This is a genomic window from Saccharopolyspora sp. ID03-671, from assembly GCF_045278815.1.
In the GTDB taxonomy this organism is placed as follows: domain Bacteria; phylum Actinomycetota; class Actinomycetes; order Mycobacteriales; family Pseudonocardiaceae; genus Saccharopolyspora; species Saccharopolyspora ipomoeae.
Map to the genome: position 1 here is coordinate 385,537 of NZ_CP134054.1, position 21,672 is coordinate 407,208.

Below are 21,672 nucleotides of genomic sequence, written 5' to 3' on the forward strand. Positions count from 1 at the left end.
CGGGCCACCCCGGCACTTCGGGGGTGGCCCGCTCTCGTTCGTGAGCCCGGTCCTACTGCTCGAGCAGGTCCTGCGGGATGGGCTGGTCGTTGGTGATGGCCTCGAACAGGCGGCCGGCCTTGTCCTTGTCCCACACGATGACCGAACCGCCGTCGGAGTCGCGGCCGAAGCGCCCGAAGGGCACCTGGGTCGTGACGCCCTGACCGCCGCTGACATCGCCCATCGCCAGCGCCAGCGACATCAGGTGCCAGATGTGGTCGGAGTCGTTGACCAGGAACGTCTTGCTGGCGCCGGAGGCCAGCGGGAACAGCCGGAACGGGTTGATCAGCGTGGCCGGGCTGGTGCCCTTGTCGACCAGGGCACCGAGCAGCTTGCGCTGGTTCTCGGCGCGTTCGAGGTCGCCGCCGTCGAGGGAGTAGCGGGCGCGCACGAAGCCCAGCGCCTGCGGCCCGTCGAGTTCCTGGCAGCCCTGCGGCAGGTGGACGTTGGCCATGTTGTCGTCCATGGGCTTGTCCAGGCAGATGTCCACACCGCCGACGGCGTCGACGAGGTCGGCGAACCCGCCGAAACCGATCTCGGCGTAGTGGTCGATGTGCACGCCGGTGTTCTGCTCGATGGTCTGGGCCAGCAGTTGCGGCCCGCCGAAGGAGAACGCCGAGTTCAGCTTCGTCTTGCCGTGCCCGGGGATGGCGACGTAGGAGTCGCGGGGCAGGCTGATCAGCGCGGGCTGGCCGCCGCCGGAGGGGATGTGCACGATCATCATCGAGTCGGTGCGCCGCCCGCCGGCGTCACCGGCGGAGAGCTCCTCGCGCTGGGCCTCGTCGAGACCTTCGCGGGAGTCCGAGCCCACCAGCAGCCAGTTGCTGCCCGCCGAGTCGGCGGCCTGGCCTTCGAACTCCAGGGCGGCGGTGCGCTGCAGCATGCTGTCGAAGTAGAACACCAGCGCACCCAGCAGCACCACGACCACCAGCAGCGCGATGCCGATGCGCTTGCCCCAGTTGGGGCGGCGCCGCCGCGGCGGGGGTGGCCCGGTCCGTCGCCCCTGCGGGGGCCGGCCGGGTGGCGGTGGCGGCGCGGGGCGCCGTCCCTGCGGTTGCCGTCCTTGCGGGGGCCTGCCGCCGCGGTAGTAGTCGTAGCGGTCGTCGCCGCCCTGCGGCGGCCTTCGCCTCGGCGGTCCGCCCGCCGACCAGTCGCTCATGCTCACACCTGCGTCGGTTGATGGCGACGCGTCCCGCACGCGCCGCTGTGTGGCGTGCAGCATCGCAGAAGCACGTCGCGCAGGTGGCCGCCGCTATCGAACAGTGATCCGAGATTGCGGGTTTGTGCTGGTGGCGGGAGCGAGCGAGATCTCACACCCGCCACCAGCGGCGCATCTCCTAGCTTGCCACGGCCGCCCGCACCGCGGTGGACCACCGCTCCAGCGCGGCGTCGACCTGCTCGCCGGTGACCACCAGCGGCGGGATCATGCGCACCACGTTGCCATGCGGGCCGCAGGTCAGCAGCAGCAGCCCGGCTTCGGCGGCCTGGGCGTGCGCCCGGGCCGCGGTGGCCGCGTCCGGTGCGCCCTCCGGGGTGGTGAACTCGTTGCCGAGCATCAGCCCGAGGCCGCGCACGTCGCCGATGACGGGGTGGTCGGCGGCGACCTTGCGGAGTCCTTCGGCCAGCCGCGCGCCCTGCTCGGCGGCGTTGGCGACCAGACCTTCCTGCTCCACCACGTCGAGGGTGGCCAGGGCCGCGGCCGCGGCCACCGCGTTGCCGCCGTAGGTGCCGCCTTGCGATCCCGGCCAGGCCTTGCTCATCAGCTCCTCGCTCGCGGCGATGGCCGAGATCGGGAATCCGCTGGCCAGGCCCTTGGCGGTGATGAGGATGTCGGGGCGGATACCGGCGTGGTCGTGGCCCCAGAACCGGCCGGTGCGCCCGACGCCGGTCTGCACCTCGTCGACGATGAGCAGGATGCCGTGGGCGTCGGCGCGTTCGCGCAGCCCGGCCAGGAACTCCGGGGGCGCGGGGATGTAGCCGCCTTCGCCGAGCACGGGCTCGACGATGATCGCGGCGGTGTCGCGCGGGCTGGTCTGGGTCAGCAGCAGCTGGTCGAACTCGGCCAGCGCCCGCGACACGGCCTCCTCCGCGGTGCAGCGCCACCGGTAGGCCTCGGGGAACGGGGAGAACACGACCCCGCCCATCATCGGCCCGATGCCGGCGCGCACCTTCACCCCGGAGGTGGTCAGCGCGGCCGCGCCCATCGTGCGCCCGTGAAAACCACCCTGGAAGGCGATGATGTTGGCCCGTCCGGTGGCGTGTCGCGCCAACCGAACCGAGGCTTCGACCGCTTCACTACCGGAGTTGACGTAGAACACCCGGTCCAGCCCCTGCGGGAGGACGTCGCCGAGGCGTTCGGTCAGCGCCAGCAGCGGCTGGTGCATCACGGTCGTGTACTGGCCGTGGATGAGGGTGCCCACCTGGCGCTGGGCGGCCTCGACCACGCGCGGGTGGCAGTGTCCGGTGCTGGTGACGCCGATGCCGGCGGTGAAGTCCAGGTACGGGCGGTCGTCGGTGTCGTAGAGGTAGACCCCTTCGCCGCGCGCGGCCAGCACCGGGGTCGCCTGCTTGAGCGCCGGGGAGAGCTCCGTCATGATCGACTCCAAGCGTGCGGAATGTAGGATTGTTGACAATCTAGGCAGTCATGCAACCATCAGCAACACCCGGTGTCCACCACCGAAGCGGTCTAGGTTGGCAATCGAGGAACCGTCGACACCCAGGAGGGTCCGCTCAGCGATGACCACCACCCCAACGCACCCCCGCGAGGCGACCGTCGTCGAGGCCGCCCCCAAGCAACTGCTCATCGGCGGCAAGTGGCGCGACGCCACCGACGCCCGCACCTTCGACGTCGAAGACCCCGCCACCGGCACCACCCTGTGCCAGGTCGCCGACGCCTCCCCCGACGACGCCCTGGCCGCCCTGGCCGCCGCCCACGACGCCCAGGCCGACTGGGCCTCCCACCCGCCGCGCGAACGCGGCGAGATCCTGCGCCGCGCCTACGAGATCATCATCTCCCGCCGCGAAGACCTCGCGCTGCTGATGACCCTCGAGATGGGCAAACCGCTGGCCGAGGCGCGCGGCGAGATCACCTACGCCGCGGAGTTCTTCCGCTGGTTCGCCGAGGAGGCCGTGCGCATCGGCGGCGACTACGCCGTCCCGCCCAACGGCGCGGGCCGGTTCCTGATCACCCGCCAGCCCGTCGGCCCCGCCCTGCTGATCACCCCGTGGAACTTCCCGATGGCCATGGGCACCCGCAAGATCGGCCCCGCCATCGCCGCCGGCTGCACCTCGATCATCAAACCCGCCCACCAGACCCCGCTGTCGATGCTGGCCCTGGCCGACATCCTCCGCGAAGCCGGCCTGCCCGACGGCGTGCTCAACGTCGTCACCGCCGCCGACGCCGGCGGCGTCATGGAACCCATGATCCGCGACCCGCGCGCCCGCAAGCTCTCGTTCACCGGCTCCACCGCCGTGGGCCGCAAGCTCATCGAGCAGTCCGCCCAGCAGGTCCTCAAGGTCTCCCTCGAACTCGGCGGCAACGCCCCGTTCCTGGTCTTCGACGACGCCGACCTCGACGCCGCCGTCGAAGGCGCCATGCAGGCCAAGATGCGCAACATCGGCGAGGCCTGCACCGCCGCGAACCGCTTCTACGTCCACGCCGACATCGCACCGGCCTTCTCCGACAAGCTCGCCGAACGCATGTCGGCCCTGACCATCGGCCGCGGTGTCGCCGACGACGTCCAGGTCGGCCCGCTCATCGACGCCAAGCAGCTCGGCAAGGTCACCGACCTGGTCTCCGACGCCATCGCCCAGGGAGCCCAGGTCGTCACCGGCGGCCAGGCCCACGGCGGCGACGGCTACTTCTACACCCCCACCGTGCTCACCGACGTGCCCGAGGGCGCGCGGATGGCCTCCGAGGAGATCTTCGGCCCGGTCGCGCCCATCACCACCTTCACCGACGAGCGCGAGGCCATCGACAAGGCCAACAACACCGAGTACGGCCTGGTCAGCTACCTGTTCACGCAGAACCTGCAGCGCGGCCTGCGCGTCAGCGAAGCCCTCGACACCGGCATGGTCGGCCTCAACCAGGGCATCGTGTCCAACCCCGCCGCCCCCTTCGGCGGCGTCAAGGCCTCCGGCCTCGGCCGCGAAGGCGGCAGGCTCGGCATCGACGAATTCCTCGAACCCAAGTACATCTCCATCGGCGGCCTGTGACCGCCGACCACCGCAACGACGAAGCCCCCGCACTCGAAGAGAGCGGGGGCTTCGTCATGTCCGCGTCGTGTTGAGCGGATTCCTCGTGGAGTGCTGCTACTCGGCGAGGGAGCCGTTGAGTCGGTCCAGGGCGTCGTTCATGTGGCCCTCCAGGCGCGAGAGCAACAACGCCTCGTCTCCTGCTTCGATGGCGTCCACCAGACCTCGGTGCTCGTCGACCAGGGCCTGGATGTCGGCGTGGTACTTGTCCTGCAGCGCCGTGAGGCACATGCGCTTCTCCACCAGCAGCGTCTGGGCCATGCGCTGCAGCCGGGCGCTGCCCGACACGCGCACCAGGGTTTCGTGGAACTCCTGGTCGGCGTCGGCCAGTTCGATGGCATCGCCCTTGCCCGCCGCGGCCACCATCCGCGACTGGGCCGCGGTCAGCTCCGCCACCGCCTCCACCCGGTGATGACGCACGATCTGCTCGCACGCCGCGCGTTCCACCGCCAGCCGCGCCAGGTAGATGTCGGCGACGTCATCGGTGTCGAGATCCATCACGAACAACCCGCGATGCGGCTCGCTGCGCAGTAACCCCTCGGCCACCAGCCGCTGCATCGCCTCCCGCAACGGCCCCCGGCTCACACCCAACCGCTGCGCCAGCTCCGCCTCACCCAGCTGCGACCCCGGAGGCAACGACCCGTACATGATCGCCGCGCGCAGCTGATCGGCCACGATCGCCGCCGTGGACTTGCGCTGCACCGGCTCCAGCTCACCGGGCTGCTGGTTCTGCTCCTCGGTCCCGAGCACTGCGCTCACCATTTCCTCGCATCCTCGAACGCCGCTCACGCACCGGGTGCGGTCGCGAACAGCGTTCCCAATCCTCGTCGCGGCCGGTCGTCACCGGCCAGCCGCACCGCCTCCCACGCGCTGACCTGGTTGGCGGTCAGCACCGGCTTGCCCACCCGGGCCTCCAGATCCTCCAGCCACGCCGCGGTGTGCAGCGCCGTGTCCGGCAGCAGCAGCGCCTCGGCGTCGGGGTGATCGTGGGCCGCGGCGAACTCCAGCACCGCCTCGCGCCCCAGCGTGCCGACCTCGGCGGCGGTGACGATGCCCCTGGCCGCCACGTCCACCACGTCCAGGCCGGCGGCGTGCAGGAACTCCACGAACCGGGCCGCCACCTCCGCCGGGTACGTCGCGGCCACCGCCACCCGCGAGAGCCCGAGGCGCGCGGCGGCGTGGACGAACGCGAACGACGTGCTGGAGGTGGGCACCCCGGTCACCGCGCGCAGCTTGTCGACCTGCTCGCGCGCCCCGTCCCAACCGAAGACGAAACTGCCCGAGGTGCACGCCCAGATCACCGAGTCCACCGGGCCCAGTGCGCGGGCACCGTCGGCCAGGACCTGCTCGGAGCCCACGTCCAGCAGCGCGTCGACGCGGTGAGCGTCCTCGCGCATGAGCGTGTGCACCAGCGGCAGCCGCACCTCGGGGCCCAGCAGGCGCTGCAAGGTGGGGTAGTCGTCTTCGGCGCTGAAACCGGGATACAGAATTCCTGCGGTGTGCGGCACCGGGGAGCTCCATCCTGTGCTTGTCACGTCCAACGACCACGACCTCTGCCACCCGAAAACCGGGTGTCGATTGTTGACAATGTTATCGCAGAGGCCGCGGCCGGTGGAGAGTTCGTGATGTCTTCTTTACGGTCCGGTCACGTGCTGACCAGCTAGGCGGCCGAGGCGTCCACGGCGTGCAGCAACCGCTGCTCGACCCCGACCGCGGCCAGCCCCATCGCCCGCAGCGCCGCCCACATCGTGACCTGGTTGGCGGTCAGCACCGGCTTGCCCAGCTCCTGCTCCAGCGGACCGATGAGGTCGTAGGTGGGCAGGTTCGTGCACGAGATGAACACCGCCTCGGCCTCGGGCCGATCGGCCGCGCGCACGATCTCGACCACCTCGCTGTACCGGGTGGACCAGATCCGGCCCGGCAAACCCAGGCCCTCGCTGGCCACCACCCCGATGCCGTGCTCGCCGAGGAACGCCCGCAGCCGGTCGGTGATGCTCACGACGTAAGGGGTGGCGATCGCGACGCTGCCCACCCCCAGCGCCTCCAGGGCCTCCACCAGCGCACCCGAGGTCGTCACCGCCTCCGGCGCGCCCGCCGCGCGCATCACCTCCACCAGCCGGCGCTGCCCGCCCGCACCGTCGACGAAACTGCCCGAGGTGCACGCGTAGACCACCACCTCCGGTTCGGGCACGAGCAGGTCGCGGGTGGCCGCGTGCACCGCGGCCTCGTCGGAGACCAGGTTCGCCTGCTCCACGCTCACCGGCACCGGCACGAACGGGGTGCGGGTCACGTGCAGCGACACCTCCTCGGGCACCCACCGCCACAGCTCGCGGTCCAGCGCCAGGTCGAACGGGGCGATCACCCCGATCCCCCGCTGGGCCGCAGGCCCCGGCATCGCGCCGAGGAAGTCTTCGGGCAGCATGGCCGCGCCCCTACCGCTCGTACCTGTCGTAGCGCAGCGTCTCGCCGACGCTGCCCGAACGCCACACGTCGTTGCAGGCCTCGGCCATCTCGGCCAGCCCCTCGACGATCGTGGCGTAGACGTTGCCGGGCACCCAGCCCACGTCGCCGTTGAGCAGCAGGTTGTTGCGCCCGTAGAAGATCGCCAGGTCGATCACCCCCGGCAGCCCCTCGATCCCCTTGTCCTGCTTGAACTCCCGGTCCAGCATGCCGCCGGGGAAGGAGAAGTAGACGACATCACCCGGGATGGGGGTGACCGTCGGGTTCTCCTGCCCGGGCTCGTCGACGGCGAAGCGCGGGACCATCGTGTAGATCTCGTTGCGCGCGTACTTGGCGTGGTGCACGGGCCCGACCTGAGGCAGCGCGTTCCACACCGCCTCGCAAGTGCGGGGCGCGTCAGCATCGAGCAGTTCCGCCACGCACGACACGCCGCGCTTCTCCAGCGTGATCGACAGGTACCTGGGCATCGATCCACTCCTCCTGCGGTGATGATCCGGTGGACTCCCCCCGGCGTTCCGGCACCGCCGTCGCCCAGTGGATTGTTGACAATCCTACGAACCGTTCCTAGCGTGTCAATGCCTTCTCCCAAACCCCCTTTCGCATGCCCCGCACCGGGGGAAACACGCGCGCAACCGGCGTGGGAGACGATCACCCACCACCCCTGCGGACCTAAGGTCAACGGCATGATCCACACCCGCCCCACCGTCGTCGTCCTCCACGACGGCGACGCCCCCGCCGAAATGGCCCGCATCGCCGAGCACGCCGAACTGCGCTACGCCACCGGCGACGAGCTGCCCAAGGCCCTGCCCGGCACCGACGCGATGTTCGTGTGGGCCTTCCGCTCCCAGGCCATCGCCGACGCCTGGCCCCACGCCGACCAGCTGCGCTGGATCCACGCCGCCAGCGCCGGAGTCGACCGCCTGCTGTTCCCCGAACTCCGCGACTCCGACATCGCCCTGACCAACTCCCGCGGCGTGTTCGACCAACCCATCGCCGAATACGTCCTGGGCACCGCGCTGACCTTCACCAAGGACATGCACACCACCCTGCGCCTGCAGGACCGCAAGCAGTGGCAGCACCGCGTCACCGACCGCCTCGCCGGCAAGACCGCACTCGTCATCGGCACCGGCCCCATCGGCCGCGCCATCGCCCGCCAGCTCACCGCCACCGGAGTCCACGTCGCCGGCGCCGGACGCACCGCCCGCACCGGCGACCCCGACTTCGGCGACATCCACCCCTCCGACGAACTCGCCCGCGTCGCAGGCGAATTCGACTTCCTCATCTGCGCCGCACCCCTCACACCCCAAACCCACGGGCTCATCAACACCGACGTGCTGGCCGCCATGCGCCCCACCGCCCGGCTGATCAACGTCGGCCGAGGCGAGCACGTCGACCAACCCGCCCTGGTCACCGCCCTGCAACGCGGCCAGATCGCCGGAGCCGCCCTCGACGTCTTCGACACCGAACCGCTGCCCACCGACTCACCCCTGTGGGACATGCCCAACGTGCTCATCTCCCCGCACATGTCCGGCGACACCCTCGGCTGGACCGACGAACTCGTCGACCTCTTCCTGCACAACCTCCGCGCCTTCACCCGCGGCACCGACCTGCGCAACGTCGTCGACAAGCACCGCGGCTACGTCACCACCTGACACCACCCACCGGAGACGCCATGGCCCACACCCAGCCCACCGAGCTGCCCGCCACCGAACTGCTGGCCGCCTACGCCGCCGGAACCCTCTCCCCCGTCGAAGCCTGCGAAGCCGTCCTGCAGCGCATCGACGACCACGACCACGCCATCAACGCCTACTGCCACCTCGACCCCGAAACCACCCTGCAAGCCGCCCGCGAATCCGAGAAGCGCTGGCACCAAGGCCAACCCGCCGGACGCCTCGACGGCGTCCCCACCTCCGTCAAGGACCTCTTCCTCACCGAAGGCCACCCCACCCTGCGCGGCTCCCGCACCATCGACCCCGCAGGCCCCTGGACCGAAGACGCCCCCGCCGTGGCACACCTGCGCGCCCACAACGCCGTCATCGTCGGCAAGACCACCACCCCCGAACTCGCCTGGAAAGCCGTCACCGACAGCCCCCGCCACGGCATCACCCGCAACCCCCACAACACCACCCGCACCACAGGAGGCTCCTCCGGCGGCGCCGCCGCAGCCGTGGCCACCGGCATGGCACCCCTGGCCCTCGGCACCGACGGCGGCGGATCCGTCCGCATCCCCGCCGCCTTCTGCGGCATCACCACCCTCAAACCCACCTACGGACGCATCCCCCTCTACCCGGCCAGCCCCTTCGGCACCCTCTCCCACGCCGGACCCATGACCACCACCGTCACCGACACCGCCCTCATGCTCGACGTCCTCGCCCACCCCGACCCCCGCGACTGGTCCGCCCTGCCCGCACCCACCGACTCCTTCCTCGACCACCTCGGCGGCTCACTCACCGGCATGCGCATCGCCGTCAGCCTCGACCTCGGCTTCAACACCCCCGTCGACCCCCGGATCGCCCACGCCATCACCCGCGCCGCCACCGCCTTCGAAGAACTCGGCGCCCACGTCGAAGCCGCCGACCCCGGCATCACCGACCCCCGCGAGGACTTCCACGTCCTGTGGTTCGCCGGAGCCGCCAAAGCCACCGAACACCTCACCGACGACCAACGCGCCCTCCTGGACCCCGGCCTCGCCGACATCTGCCGCCAAGGCCTCACCTACAGCGCCCAGGACTACCTCGAAGCCACCAACACCCGCATGCTCCTCGGCCAGCGCACAGCCGCCTTCCACCAGACCTACGACCTCCTGCTCACCCCCACCGTCCCCATCCCCGCCTTCGACGCCGGCCGCGAATCCCCCACCGACGGAGACCGCTGGACCACCTGGACCCCGTTCACCTACCCGTTCAACATGACCCAGCAACCCGCCGCCAGCATCCCCTGCGGCCGCACCGACGACGGCCTGCCCATCGGCCTGCAGATCATCGGCCCCCGCCACGCCGACGCCACCGTCCTGCGCGCAGCCCACGCCTACGAACACACCCACCCCTGGCCCAGAACCACTACTCCCACGCCGAGAGCACGTGCTTGATGCGCGTGTAGTCCTGCAACCCGTTCACCCCGAAATCCCGCGCCGACGCCGAGTGCTTGAAACCCGAGTGCGGCATCTCCGCCACCAGCACGTCATGGGTGTTGATCCACACCGTGCCCGCCTGCAACCGACGCGACATCCGCATCGCCCGACCGTGATCCCGCGTCCACACGCTCGCCGTCAACCCGTACCGCACCCCGTTGGCCAACGACACCGCCTCGTCCTCACCCGAGAACGACTGCACCGTCACCACCGGCCCCAACACCTCGTGCTGCACCAACTCATCACCCTGATCGACCCCGTCGACCACCGTGGCCTCCAAGAAGAAACCCCGCTCACCCCGACGCCGCCCACCGGCCACCACCCGAGCCCCCTCCGGCAACCGCGCCAACCGGTCCAACACCCACTCCAGCTGACCCGCGCTGTTGAGCGGACCGAACGCCGCATCCACGTCCTGCGGCGGACCCGGCCGCCACCGACCCGCGCACTCCACCAACCGCCCCAACAACTCCTCCCGCACACCCTCCTCCACCAACACCCGGCTCGCCGCCGTGCAACTCTGCCCCGCGTTGCCGAACGCCGCCGCCGCGATCCCCTCAGCCGCACACCCCAGATCCGCATCGGCGAACACCACCGCAGGCGCCTTCCCACCCAACTGCAGATGCGCCCGCTTCAAATCCACCGCCGCAGAACCCGCCACCTCCATCCCCGACCGCACCGTCCCGGTGATCGAGAACATCCCCGGCACCTCGTGCGCCACCAACGCCCGACCGCTGTCCCGATCCCCGCACACCACGTTGAGCACCCCCGGCGGCAAGAACTCACCCGCCCACTCACCCACCAGCACCGCGCTCACCGGCGTCGTCTCCGCCGGCTTGAGCACCACCGCGTTGCCCGCCGCCACCGCAGGCCCGATCTTCGCCGCCGCCTGCACCAGCGGATGCGTCCACGACGTCACCGCCGCGCACACCCCGATCGGCTCCCGCCGCGTGAACGACGTGCACCCCGCCACGAACTCCCCACCCGCCGTGCCCGGCTCCGCCCGCGCCGCACCCGCGTAGAACCGCAGCAGATCCACCGCCCACGGCAACTCCCGGCCGCGCACCACCTCGAACGGCTTGCCCGTCACCCGGCACTCGGCCAGCACCAGCTCCTCGGCCCGCGCTTCCACCGCACCCGCCAACCCCAGCAACGCCTCCTGACGCTGCCGCGGCGTCGACTGCGACCACGACTCGAACGCCGCCGCGGCCACCGGCATCACCGCATCCACATCCGCCCACCGCGTCAGCGGAGCCGACCCGCACACCTCACCGGTGCTCGGATCCACCAGCTCCAACGCCTCCCCACCGACCGCGGGAACCGACTCACCGCCGACCAGGTTGCTCAACCGCCAGCCCGACACGCCCTCACCACCTCGCAAGCCGGGGCCGGCCTGATGCGCCGGCCACCGACCCGAGGCTAACGCCGCGCGCTCACCGACGAGAGCGGTCGCGCAACCACCACTGCGCACCGGTCCCGATCACCAGCAGCACCAGCACCGGCGTGAACGCCCACCGGTACCCCACCGCCGGATCCAGACCCGACACGAGCTCCAACACCCCACCGACCAGCAGCTGGATCAGCACCGCAGCGCTGAAACCACCCATGTTCACCACACCCGTGGCAGTACCGGAGCGGTGCTCGGCGTTGGCCATCCGCGCCCCGTCGAAGGCCAGCATCGCCGCACCCCCGGCCACACCGATCGCCAGCAGCGCCACCACCAGCACCGGCAGCGGCACCGCGCCCGGCCAACCGACCATGACCGACCACACCACCACGACCATCACCGACAACCCCAGCGTGTAGCGCTCACGACGACGCGGACGGCCCGAGACGTACTGCCCGGCCAACCACGACCCCGCGATGAACCCCAGAACGCTCAGCAGCAGCAACGACCCGACCTCGGACTGACCGCGCCCCTGCGCCTCACCCAGCCACGGCCCGCCCCACAGCGTGGTGATCGCGACGAACTGCGCCATGAGCACGAAGTGCGTCCAGAACGAGTGTCCGGTCCCGCGCTGAGCGATCACCGCCCGCAGGCTGTGGACGATCCGCTCACCCACCGGCTCGTCCTCCTCCGGGGCAGGAGCCGGGGCGGAGGTGTCGCGGTCGCGGATGATCAGCGCCGCGGCCAGGCCCAGAGCCGCGGTCAGCGCCGCCGCGCCCAGGAACGTGGGAACCCAGCCCAGCGAGTGCAGCGACAGGCTCAGCGGCAACGTCGAGACGACCTGCCCGAGCCCGCCCGCGAGCCCGGTCAACGCCGCGACCTTGCCGTAGCGCTGCGGCGGGAACCAGTGCGCGGCCAGCCGCAGCACGTTGGTGAACATGAACGCGTCACCGAAGCCGATGAGCATCCGCCCGGCGATGCCGCCGACGATCGACCCGCTCAGCGCGAACACCGCCGAGCCCACCGCCAGGGCGACCATGCCGCCGGTGATGCCCTTGCGGGGTCCGAGCCGGTCGGCCAGCAGCCCCGCCGGGATCTGCAGCACCAGGTACACGCCCAGCTGCAGGGCGGAGAAGATCGCGAGCACGCCCGGTCCGGCGTCGAAGCGCTGCACGGCCTCCGGTGCGGCCACACCCAGCCCGGCGCGGTGGAACAGCGCTGCGCAGTAGCACAGCGCTCCCACGCCCCAGACCAGCCAGGCCGTCCTGGACGACCCGCCCGGCCCGGCGCTCGCCCGGTGCGGCGGCGCGGCTTCGACTGTCGTGGACACGTGCTACCCCTCCCGAAGAAAAAAGACTTGTATCCATCATAGATACAAGAGGGGTGGAAGTAGGATGCTCACGTGTCGAGCGCAACAGCATCCGAAACGCCGGCAGCCGACCGCGCGTACCAGCACGTCAAGTCAGGACTCCTCGACGGCAGCTTTCCCGACGGCGAGCTGCTCAGCGAGGGAGAAGTGGCCAACGCCCTGCAGATGTCGCGCACACCCGTCCGCGAGGCGTTCCTGCGGCTGCAATCGGAGGGCTTCCTCAAGCTCTACCCCAAGCGCGGCGCCCTGGTCGTGCCCGTCGGCGCCGGCGAGGCCCGCGCCGTGATCGAGGCCCGCCTGGCCCTGGAGAGCTTCGCCATCGACAAGCTCGCCATCGAAGGAGCCGAGGCGATGGCCGCCATCGGCCGCGAACTGGCCGACCACCCCGCCTGCGACGGCACCGACCTCAGCGACGCCGAGATGCACGTCGCCGACCGGGCCTTCCACGCCACGCTCGTCAGCGCCGCGGGCAACCCGGTCGTCACCGACCTCTACAACACCCTGCGCGACAAGCAGATGCGCATCACCGCCACCGCCCGCACCCACTCGGCGCGCGAGCGCATCACCCACCAGCACGGCGCCCTGGCCGACACCCTCGCCGCAGGCGAAGCGGAGCAGGCCAAGACCCTGCTGCGCGAGCACCTGCTGGGCACCGTCCGCGCGCTCGGCATCGCAGGCGGCCCCTACCTCGACCCCTCCACCGAGGCCTGAAGCCGGGTCTTTTCGGTGACGTGCGTGCTGAGCTGCGATGCGGAGCATTGATTTCGGCGACCACTGAAATCACAAAGGAAATCAAGTGACGAGTGCGTTCTCGAAAGGCGCTCGGATTGGACCGGCCGCATCATCGGCCCATGAACGAACACCCGACGGCCGCCGTCATCGTCGCCGACCGCAGCGGCACGATCGTCCACCTCAACGACATCGCCGAAGACCTCTTCGGCCACCCGCGCACCGAAGCCCTCGGCGCCAGCCTCGACCTGATCGTGCCCGGCGACTACCGGCAGGCCCACTGGGCCGGCTTCCACCGGGCGATGGACACCGGCGAGTCAGGGCTGGAGGGCACGGCCGTCCACCTGCCCGTGGTCTGCCACGACGGCCGGATCCGGGTCTTCCCCGGCATGTTCAGCGTCCTGCGCGACCCCCACGGCCTCGCCCTGGGCGCGGCGGCGACCTACACCGCCGCCCCCACCGGCGCCCAACCCTTCACCCCGCTGGACGTCCCCACCCAACAAGCGCGTCCCGGCACCGGATGACCGGCACCGGGACGCACCCCTGAACAGAACGACGCCGAACAGCCCCTAACCCTGCTCGGGGGGCTGGGAGACGTTGGCCGGCGGAACCTCCTTGCGGGCCACCGCCTCCGCGGCGCGCACCGCCTCGGCCACCTCCGGGTTGGTGGAGGTGTCGAACCAGGACTGCACCGAGTCCTCCACGTCCTCGGCAGGCGGGGCGTGGGTGCTCTCCTGCGGCGGCTCGTAGCGGAACACCCCGTCCTCGCCCTGAGCACCGAGCATCCGCGCGAAACCCTCCAGCGACTTGCCGAAATCGCTGGGCACCATCCACACCTTGTTCGCGTCGCCCTGAGCCATCTCCGGCAGCGTCTGCAGGTACTGGTAGGCCAGCAGCTCCGGGGTCGGCTTGGACCGCTTGACCGCCGCGAAGACCTTCTCGATCGCCTTGGCCTGACCCTGCGACTTCAAGTACTGGCTGGCCCGCTCACCCTGCGCCCGCAGGATGCTCGACTGCCGGTCGGCCTCGGCGGCCAGGATCGCGGCCTGCTTCTCACCCTCGGCCGCCAGGATCGCCGACTGCTTCTGCCCCTCGGCGGTCTTGATCGCCGACTCCCGGGTGCCCTCGGCGTTGAGGATCATCGCGCGCTTCTCCCGGTCGGCGCGCATCTGCTTCTCCATCGAGTCCTTGATCGACGGCGGCGGATCGATCGCCTTGAGCTCCACCCGCGCCACCCGGATGCCCCACCGGCCGGTCTCGGTGTCGAGCACCCCGCGCAGCTGCGTGTTGATCGCGTCCCGCGAGGTCAGCGTCTCCTCCAGGCTCATCGCACCGACCACGTTGCGCAGCGTCGTGGTGGTCAGCTGCTCGACGGCCACGATGTAGTTGGAGATCTCGTAGACCGCCGCCCGCGCATCGGTGACCTGGAAGTAGACCACCGTGTCGATCGAGACGGTCAGGTTGTCCTGGGTGATCACCGGCTGCGGCGGGAACGACACGACCTGCTCGCGCAGATCGATGCGCGCCCGCACCCGGTCGAAGAACGGCACCAGCATGTTCAGCCCCGGCTGCGCCACCGTCCGGAACCGGCCCAGCCGCTCGATCACCGCCGACTGCGCCTGCGGCACCACCATCACCGCTTTGACCACCACGATGAGCACCAGCAGCACCACGACCACCAGCACGATCAGTTCGGCCATCCCCACAGAGCCTCATCTCCTCACGGTTCGGCCCACACCACTGCCGTGGCGCCCGCGATCTCCACGACGGTGACCGTGCGGCCGACCTCGATAACCTGGGTCTCGTCCAGAGCCCGCGCCGACCACACCTGGCCGTCGATGCGGACCCGACCCCCGTGCGCGTCCACTGCGGACTCGACCTGGGCGTGCTTCCCGACCAGGGCGTCGGCGTTCGTCTTGAGCTCGGTCTGGTTCATCCGCCGCTTGATCGCCGGACGCGCCAGCAGAACCAACCCCAGCGCGAGCACCGCGAACACCGCCACGTCCACGCCCAACGGCATCCCCAGCGCCGAACTCCCCGCGGCCCCCAGAGCCGCGGCGCCGAGCATGACCAGCACGAAGTCCCCGGACAGGGCCTCAGCACCGACCAGCAGCACCCCGGCGATCAGCCACAGCAGCGCAGGAGTCATGGCCCCATCGTGGCACGAGCGTGCCAGGTCGCACCGGCTTTTCGCGGTGCGTGATCAAGGCGTGACCCGGTCTCACCCGTCAGCGGTCACGAAATCGATCAGCTCTTCCACCGCCGTCAGCAGCGGCGTCTCCACGTCCCGGAACCCGCTCGCCCCGGCCAGCACGCGCCGCCACCCCTCAGCGGGCTCACCCCAGCCCAGCCGCGCGCACACGCCGGTCTTCCAGTCCTCACCGCGCGGCACAGCAGGCCACTCCCGGATGCCCACCGCCGCGGGCTTGACCGCTTCCCAGATGTCGACGAACGGGTGCCCGGTGATCATCACGTGCTCGTCGGTGATGCCCTCCACCAGACGGGACTCCTTGCTGCCCGCCACCAAGTGGTCCACCAGCACCCCCACCCGGCGCCCCGGCTCCGGCCCGAACTCCGCGAGCAGACCCGGCAAGTCGTCGACACCGTGCAGCGGCTCGACCACCACGCCCTCCACGCGCAGGTCGTGACCCCAGATCCGCTCGACCAGCTCCGCGTCGTGAATGCCCTCGACCCAGATCCGGCTGCCGCGCGCCGTGCGGGCCCGCAGGCCCTCCACCTTCACCGACCCCGACGCCGAGCGCTTCGCCGCCGCCGGAGCGCTCGCGGGCACCGGCACCAGCGTCGCCGGCCTGCCCTCGAACAGGAACGCCGCCGGGCGCATCGGGAACAACCGCTGCTTGCCGTGCCGGTCCTCCAGCACCACGTTTCCCTTGTCCACCCGCAGCACCGCACCGCAGAACCCGCTGGCCGGATCCTCCACGACCAAACCCGGTTCCGCGGGGATCTCCGGCACCTTCTTGCGCCGCGAACCCGCCAGGACATCCCGTCCGTACTCAAACGACCGCACGAGCGCACACGCTAATCCGATCGTGGCCCGCAGCGGTGCAGCCACGCCGCGACAACACCGCCATGGGCGGGGTCACACCGCACCTCCCCCGGGACGCAGCAAGGGTTTTCGATCCGTACCCTCTAGCGACGTGCCATGCCCAAGCGCCACTCTGGTTGTCTGGTCGTCCGCCTGGCTGCACGGCGCGGCCGCCTCGGACGACGTGCTCGATGCCCTGCAGACCTGGGGCGAGGTGCAGGAGTTCCGCGCCGCCGACGACGAACTCGCCGCGCGCCTGGACCTGCCCGGCCCCGACGACACCCCCGCCGGCCCCGCCCTGCTGCTCGCCGCGCTGCGCAGAGCCGGAGCCTCCACCGGCCAGCTGGCGCTGCCGGTGCCCGGCGACGCCCGCGGGCTCGACGGCTCCAGCCCGCTGTCCAAGCTCGCCATGCGCACCGGGGAAGCCGCCGTGCTGCCCGAAGCCGGACTGGGCCTGGTCCCCGAACGCATCGCCGAAGGCGTCCTGCGCTGGACCGTCTTCGCCACCGCCGACCTCGCGCCCGCCGAGCACCTGCCCATCGGCGAAGCCGAGCACGGCATGTCCTCGGCCATGCGAGAAGCCGCCACCGCCCTCATCGACCTCGGCGTCGCCAAGCAGCGGCCCGGCGTCCGCGAGGAGATCGCCCGCACCATCGCCGCCAAACCCGCCCCGGACTGGCCGGAGAGCATCCCCCAGCGCACCCTGCGGATCCTGCAGCGCGCCACCGAGGTCGAGGCCATCCTGTGGGTGGCCACCGAGGACTCCCCCGGCGGCGCTCTGTCGGCCTCGGCCATCCGCGCCCGCACCGACGCGCTGCGCCCGCTGTTCGACTCCGTGCGCGCCGCCCGCCGCGCCTGCGTCGCCGAGATGGTCCGCGTCCTGGCCGAGCAGGCACCCCACTCCTGACCCACGCCGCAAAAAAGGGGTGCCTTCCCCTCCGGAAGGCACCCCTTCGACGACCAGCGCTCAGCAGCAGCCGGGAGCGCACAGCGCCCCGTTGACCGTCGACCCCGCGGCCCGAAGCTCCGAGAGCTTGCACACCGGAGCGTCATCGGTGTGCTCGGCGATCAGCTCCACGATCATCTTCGCGAACCGCGGATCGGTGCCCGCCGTGGCGGCCCGCGCGAAGCCCATCCCCCGCTCCCGCGCCGCTTCCTCGGCCTCGTTGTCCAGGTCCCAGATCACCTCCAGGTGATCGGAGACGAACCCGATCGGGCTGACCACCACCGCATCCACGCCCTTGGCGTGCAGGTCCTCGATGTGATCGCAGATGTCGGGTTCCAGCCACGGCACCTGCGGCGGGCCGGAACGCGACTGCCACACCACGTCGTAGCTCTCCACACCCACCCGCTCGGCCACCAGCCGCGCGGCCTCGGCGACCTGCCGCGAATACCACTGCGGCCGCCCGTCAGCGCCCGGCTGGTCGTCCGCCCGCAACGGCACCGAGTGCGCGGTGAACACCAGCCGCGCCTGCCCGGCCCGCTCCCCCAGTTGCTCGAACGCCGCCCGCACCGCGTCGGCGTTGGCCTCCACGAACAGCGGGTGGTCGAAGAACTGCCGCAGCTTCACCAGCTCCGGCGCCCCTTCGCCCACCGAGGCCCGCGCCCGCGCGATGTCCTCGTGGTACTGCTTGCAGCCCGAATAACCACCCCACGCCGACGTCGCGAACACCAGCGCCCGCCCGACACCATCACCGGCCATCCGCGCAACGGTGTCCTCCACCATCGGGTGCCAGTTGCGGTTGCCGAAGTACACCGGCAGATCCCGGCCCTGGGCCTCCAGTTCGGACCGCAGCGCGGCCATGATGTCCTCGTTCAGCCGGTTGATCGGCGACACCCCGCCGAAGTGCAGGTAGTGCTCGGCCACCTCGTCCAAGCGCTCCGGCGGCACACCCCGGCCCCGGGTCACGTTCTCCAGGAACGGCCGCACTTCCTCCGGGCTCTCCGGCCCCCCGAACGACAGGAACAACAACGCGTCGAAGCTCACCGCCCCATCATCGCGCCGCGCGAACACCCCCGCGCAACCGGGGCGCACCCGATGTGAACCACGGAATCCTCACCACGACGAGGGGGCGACGTCCCCGCGGAAACGTCGCCCCCTCGCTCGTCGAGATCAGATCCCCAGCGAGTGCACACCACCGTCGACCATGATCATCGAACCCGTCGTCGCCGGCAGCCAGTCCGACAGCACCGCGCAGATCGACTTCGCCACCGGGGTCGGGTCGTTGACGTCCCAGCCCAGCGGAGCCCGGTCACCCCAGCCCGCCTCCAGCTCCGAGAAGCCCGGGATCGACTTGGCCGCCATCGTCCGCACCGGGCCCGCCGACACCAGGTTCACCCGCACGCCCTTCGGCCCCAGCTCCCGCGCCAGGTACCGCGACGTCGACTCCAGCGCCGCCTTCGCCACGCCCATCCAGTCGTAGGCCGGCCACGCCACCCGCGCGTCGAAGTCCATGCCGACGATCGACGAGCCCTCGCTCAGCAGCGGCAGGGTCGCCGTGCTCAACGACTTCAACGAGTACGCCGAGATCTCCACCGCCGTGGACACGTCCTCCCACGGCGCCGCCAGGAAGTCCCCGCCCAAGCACGACGCGGGCGCGTAGCCGATCGAGTGCAGCACCCCGTCCAGGCCACCGACGTGCTCGCGCACCCGCTCCGGCAGCGTCTCCAGGTGCTCGGCGTTGGTCACGTCCAGCTCCAGCACCGGCGCCGGCTTCGGCAACCGGGTGGCGATGCGCTCCACCAGGCTCAACCGGCCGAACCCGGTCAGCACGACCTCCGCACCCTGCTCCTGGGCCACCCTGGCCGCGTGGAACGCGATCGAAGCATCCGTGATCACACCGGTGATCAGGATGCGCTTGCCTTCGAGCAATCCGCTCACGAGAGAAGTCCTTCCCAGAAATCACCCGTCGCAGGCGCCCACGCACCCGCGACGGCCGGCACCCGCGTCGTGCCGGACATCGATCGAAGTCGTCAGTGCCCCATGCCCAGACCGCCGTCGACCGGGATCACCGCACCGGTCACGTACCCGGCGTCGTCGGAAGCCAGCCAGCGCACCGCGCCCGCGACCTCTTCCGGGCTGGCCATCCGCGACAGCGGGATCTGCCCGAGGATCTCCTTCTTGCGTTCCTCCGGCAGCTCATCGGTCATGTCGGTGTCCACATAGCCCGGAGCGACCACGTTCGCGGTGATGTTGCGCGAACCCAGCTCACGGGCGATCGACCGCGCCATGCCCACCAGCCCGGCCTTGCTCGCCGCGTAGTTGACCTGACCCGGACCACCCGAGAGCCCCACCACCGACGAGATGAAGATCATCCGGCCGAACCGGTTGCGCAGCATGCTGCTCGCCGCCCGCTTGGCCACCCGGTACGAACCCGCCAGGTTCGCGTCGATGACCCGCCCGAACTGCTCCTCGCTCATCCGCAGCAGCAGCGTGTCGTCGGTGATGCCCGCGTTGGCCACCAGCACCTCGACCCGCCCGTGCGCGTCCTCCACCTCGTCGAACGCAGCCGCGACCTGGTCCGGATCGGTGACGTCGCACTGCACGCCCAACAGGCCCTCCGGGGCACCCGACCCGCGGTGCGTGACCGCCACCTTGTCCCCGGCGGCCTCGAACGCCCTCGCGATCGCCAGGCCGATGCCCCGGTTACCGCCGGTCACCAGTACGGACCGTGCCACTGTGGATCTCCCATCGAACGCACCAAGATTCGTTTCAGCCGCGACATTATCCGCTCAGCGCACGGCAGCGCTCATCGACTCCTGACACAAAAAGCGCCCCAAACTCGTGGCGCGCCTACACACCGGCGCACCCCGTTCGTGGCAGCGCGCCCCCACGACAAGTACGGTGGCGCACCACACCCAAGGTGATCACCACGTGCGTGGTGCAAGCGACATCCACCTGCGGGAATGCTCGGTCGAACCACCGCGTTGCCCGAGGACCTGCCCCCAACCGTCTGCGAAGAGGGATCCCACATGGCCACGGTCGAACTGACCAAGGACAACTTCGACGAGGTCGTCGGCGACGACAAGTTCGTCATCATCGACTTCTGGGCCGACTGGTGCGGCCCCTGCAAGCAATTCGCCCCGGTCTTCGAGAAGGGCTCGGAGAACCACGACGACATCGTCTTCGCCAAGGTCGACACCGAGGCCCAGCCCGAGCTCGCGGCCGCCTTCGAGGTCCAGTCGATCCCGACGCTGGCGATCATCCGCGACAAGGTTCTGGTCTTCCAGCAGCCCGGAGCCCTGCCGGAGAACGTCTTCGAGGACCTCGTCGGCCAGGCCCGCGGCCTCGACATGGAGCAGGTCAAGAAGGACGCCGAACAGCAGTGATCCCAGCTCGGGGGCTCGGGCCGAGCGGCCCGAGCCCCCTTTCGCTCTAGAACCCCGTCTCGGCGTCGTCGCCGGCCGCCGCGTGCAACACCCCCGGCAACGAGCTGATCTCCTCCACCAGCGCCGCCACCGGCACCTTCCCCCGCAACCGCAACGCCACCACCGCCGTGCGCTGCTCGTCGTCGGAATCCTCCCGCTCCACGTGCAGGTCCAGCAGCGCCCACCCGCGCGACGTGCACATCGTCAGCACGCTGCGCAGCACCCCGAAACCGTCCAGGTAGCCCACCCGCACCACCTGCGGCTCCCGCAACGCCGGACGCCCCGCGCGCAGCAGGTACGGGAACCCGATCGCCACCAGGAAGTGCACCGCGGTCGTCGCCGCCGCCAGCACCACCAGACCACCGCCGCAGGCCATCCCCACCGCGGCCACCAGCCACACCGACGCCGCCGTCGTCAGCCCCCGCACGGCATCCCGGCGCACGAAGATCAACCCACCGCCGATGAACCCGATCCCGGACACGATCTGCGCCGCCACCCGCGACGGATCCAGCGACACCCGGTCGAACACCAGCAGATCACCGAAGGCGTACTTCGACACCAGCATGAACAACGCCGCGCCCACGCCCACCAGGGCGTGCGTGCGCAACCCGGCGCTCTTGGCCCTGACCTCCCGCTCCAGCCCGATCAAGCTGGAGAACAGCAGCGCCGTCCCCAACTCCACCAGCAGCGGTAACTCGTCCAGCCCCGACACCACGGCGTCATCAGCCATCCCAGAAAACTAACACCGCCCCGACCCCGCAGCCGCGGTCCTTTCGCACTTCCCCACGCGGCCAACACCCCCGACCGACACCCCGGAATCCCTACCCCACCGAGGCCGATCACTCCCAGTGACCGCGAAAACCGCGGTTTTCGTCTCGCGAAAACCGCGGTTT

General features: G+C 70.8%; 22 protein-coding genes. 7 read left to right on the forward strand and 15 right to left on the reverse strand.

The genetic code is table 11. The features are described from left to right. Positions 1 to 52 precede the first annotated feature (52 nt). Positions 53 to 1,198 (reverse strand): LCP family protein, encoded by a 1,146-nt coding sequence (locus REH65_RS01895; RefSeq protein WP_406690983.1) that lies wholly within the window; start codon positions 1,196 to 1,198, stop codon positions 53 to 55. A gap of 178 nt (positions 1,199 to 1,376) precedes the next feature. Further along, entirely contained in the window at positions 1,377 to 2,633 is a 1,257-nt protein-coding gene (locus REH65_RS01900; RefSeq protein ID WP_281454351.1) for an aspartate aminotransferase family protein, read from the reverse strand. Positions 2,634 to 2,775: 142 nt separating this feature from the next. Here REH65_RS01900 and REH65_RS01905 point away from each other — a divergent pair, with 142 nt between their 5' ends. After that, positions 2,776 to 4,254 carry an NAD-dependent succinate-semialdehyde dehydrogenase gene (locus REH65_RS01905; RefSeq protein ID WP_406690984.1) on the forward strand — a complete coding sequence of 493 codons (1,479 nt, stop codon included), beginning with the start codon at positions 2,776 to 2,778 and terminating at the stop codon, positions 4,252 to 4,254. A gap of 96 nt (positions 4,255 to 4,350) precedes the next feature. Here the strand turns inward: REH65_RS01905 and REH65_RS01910 are convergent, their stop codons facing one another. The 4 genes from REH65_RS01910 to REH65_RS01925 form a co-directional block, all read right to left on the reverse strand. Then, complete coding sequence (locus tag REH65_RS01910; RefSeq protein WP_281454353.1) at positions 4,351 to 5,055, reverse strand: GntR family transcriptional regulator; 705 nt, start codon at positions 5,053 to 5,055, stop codon at positions 4,351 to 4,353. Between the two features lie 23 nt (positions 5,056 to 5,078). Next, complete coding sequence (locus tag REH65_RS01915) at positions 5,079 to 5,801, reverse strand: maleate cis-trans isomerase (protein ID WP_406690985.1); 723 nt, start codon at positions 5,799 to 5,801, stop codon at positions 5,079 to 5,081. Positions 5,802 to 5,953: 152 nt separating this feature from the next. Next, positions 5,954 to 6,715, reverse strand: coding sequence for an Asp/Glu racemase (locus REH65_RS01920; RefSeq protein ID WP_406690986.1), 762 nt, complete (start codon positions 6,713 to 6,715; stop codon positions 5,954 to 5,956). A 10-nt stretch (positions 6,716 to 6,725) separates the two neighbouring features. Further along, positions 6,726 to 7,220, reverse strand: coding sequence for a DUF3830 family protein (locus REH65_RS01925; protein WP_406690987.1), 495 nt, complete (start codon positions 7,218 to 7,220; stop codon positions 6,726 to 6,728). Between the two features lie 216 nt (positions 7,221 to 7,436). On the opposite strand from REH65_RS01925, the gene REH65_RS01930 reads away from it, so the two are divergent. Beyond that, the gene (locus REH65_RS01930) at positions 7,437 to 8,405 is read left to right on the forward strand and encodes a D-2-hydroxyacid dehydrogenase (RefSeq protein ID WP_406690988.1); all 969 of its coding nucleotides are present in this window, start codon (positions 7,437 to 7,439) and stop codon (positions 8,403 to 8,405) included. 20 nt (positions 8,406 to 8,425) lie between these two features. Then, positions 8,426 to 9,841, forward strand: a complete 1,416-nt coding sequence (locus REH65_RS01935) for an amidase (RefSeq protein WP_406690989.1) — start codon at positions 8,426 to 8,428, stop codon at positions 9,839 to 9,841. On the opposite strand, the gene REH65_RS01940 is transcribed toward REH65_RS01935, so the two are convergent. Beyond that, entirely contained in the window at positions 9,813 to 11,243 is a 1,431-nt protein-coding gene (locus REH65_RS01940; RefSeq protein ID WP_406690990.1) for an aldehyde dehydrogenase family protein, read from the reverse strand. The genes REH65_RS01935 and REH65_RS01940 overlap by 29 nt on opposite strands. A 70-nt stretch (positions 11,244 to 11,313) precedes the next feature. Next, a complete protein-coding gene (locus tag REH65_RS01945) occupies positions 11,314 to 12,597 on the reverse strand; it encodes an MFS transporter (protein WP_406690991.1) in 1,284 nt (427 codons plus the stop codon). A gap of 72 nt (positions 12,598 to 12,669) precedes the next feature. On the opposite strand from REH65_RS01945, the gene REH65_RS01950 reads away from it, so the two are divergent. After that, positions 12,670 to 13,347: a GntR family transcriptional regulator gene (locus tag REH65_RS01950; protein WP_406690992.1), complete on the forward strand. Its 678-nt coding sequence runs from the start codon at positions 12,670 to 12,672 to the stop codon at positions 13,345 to 13,347. Between the two features lie 140 nt (positions 13,348 to 13,487). Then, the gene (locus REH65_RS01955) at positions 13,488 to 13,889 is read left to right on the forward strand and encodes a PAS domain S-box protein (protein WP_406690993.1); all 402 of its coding nucleotides are present in this window, start codon (positions 13,488 to 13,490) and stop codon (positions 13,887 to 13,889) included. Between the two features lie 45 nt (positions 13,890 to 13,934). Here REH65_RS01955 and REH65_RS01960 read toward each other — a convergent pair whose 3' ends face one another. The 3 genes from REH65_RS01960 to REH65_RS01970 form a co-directional block, all read right to left on the reverse strand. Continuing rightward, positions 13,935 to 15,065: an SPFH domain-containing protein gene (locus REH65_RS01960; RefSeq protein ID WP_406690994.1), complete on the reverse strand. Its 1,131-nt coding sequence runs from the start codon at positions 15,063 to 15,065 to the stop codon at positions 13,935 to 13,937. Positions 15,066 to 15,085: 20 nt separating this feature from the next. Then, on the reverse strand, positions 15,086 to 15,514 hold the full coding sequence (locus REH65_RS01965) for an NfeD family protein (protein ID WP_281454363.1): 429 nt from the start codon (positions 15,512 to 15,514) through the stop codon (positions 15,086 to 15,088). A gap of 72 nt (positions 15,515 to 15,586) precedes the next feature. After that, complete coding sequence (locus REH65_RS01970) at positions 15,587 to 16,393, reverse strand: DUF3097 domain-containing protein (RefSeq protein WP_406690995.1); 807 nt, start codon at positions 16,391 to 16,393, stop codon at positions 15,587 to 15,589. A gap of 130 nt (positions 16,394 to 16,523) precedes the next feature. Here REH65_RS01970 and REH65_RS01975 point away from each other — a divergent pair, with 130 nt between their 5' ends. Further along, a complete protein-coding gene (locus tag REH65_RS01975; protein WP_281454365.1) occupies positions 16,524 to 17,318 on the forward strand; it encodes a hypothetical protein in 795 nt (264 codons plus the stop codon). A gap of 60 nt (positions 17,319 to 17,378) precedes the next feature. Here the strand turns inward: REH65_RS01975 and REH65_RS01980 are convergent, their stop codons facing one another. From REH65_RS01980 to fabG, 3 genes are all read right to left on the reverse strand, one after another. Beyond that, positions 17,379 to 18,398, reverse strand: coding sequence for a ferrochelatase (locus REH65_RS01980; protein ID WP_406690996.1), 1,020 nt, complete (start codon positions 18,396 to 18,398; stop codon positions 17,379 to 17,381). A 126-nt stretch (positions 18,399 to 18,524) separates the two neighbouring features. Next, positions 18,525 to 19,292, reverse strand: coding sequence for an enoyl-ACP reductase FabI (gene fabI / locus REH65_RS01985; protein WP_281454367.1), 768 nt, complete (start codon positions 19,290 to 19,292; stop codon positions 18,525 to 18,527). A gap of 92 nt (positions 19,293 to 19,384) precedes the next feature. Continuing rightward, entirely contained in the window at positions 19,385 to 20,089 is a 705-nt protein-coding gene (gene fabG / locus REH65_RS01990; RefSeq protein WP_406690997.1) for a 3-oxoacyl-ACP reductase FabG, read from the reverse strand. A gap of 294 nt (positions 20,090 to 20,383) precedes the next feature. Between fabG and trxA the strand changes: the two genes are divergently transcribed. Further along, positions 20,384 to 20,740 (forward strand): thioredoxin, encoded by a 357-nt coding sequence (gene trxA / locus REH65_RS01995; protein ID WP_281454369.1) that lies wholly within the window; start codon positions 20,384 to 20,386, stop codon positions 20,738 to 20,740. Between the two features lie 46 nt (positions 20,741 to 20,786). On the opposite strand, the gene REH65_RS02000 is transcribed toward trxA, so the two are convergent. Continuing rightward, positions 20,787 to 21,509: an MgtC/SapB family protein gene (locus REH65_RS02000; protein WP_406690998.1), complete on the reverse strand. Its 723-nt coding sequence runs from the start codon at positions 21,507 to 21,509 to the stop codon at positions 20,787 to 20,789. Positions 21,510 to 21,672 lie beyond the last annotated feature (163 nt).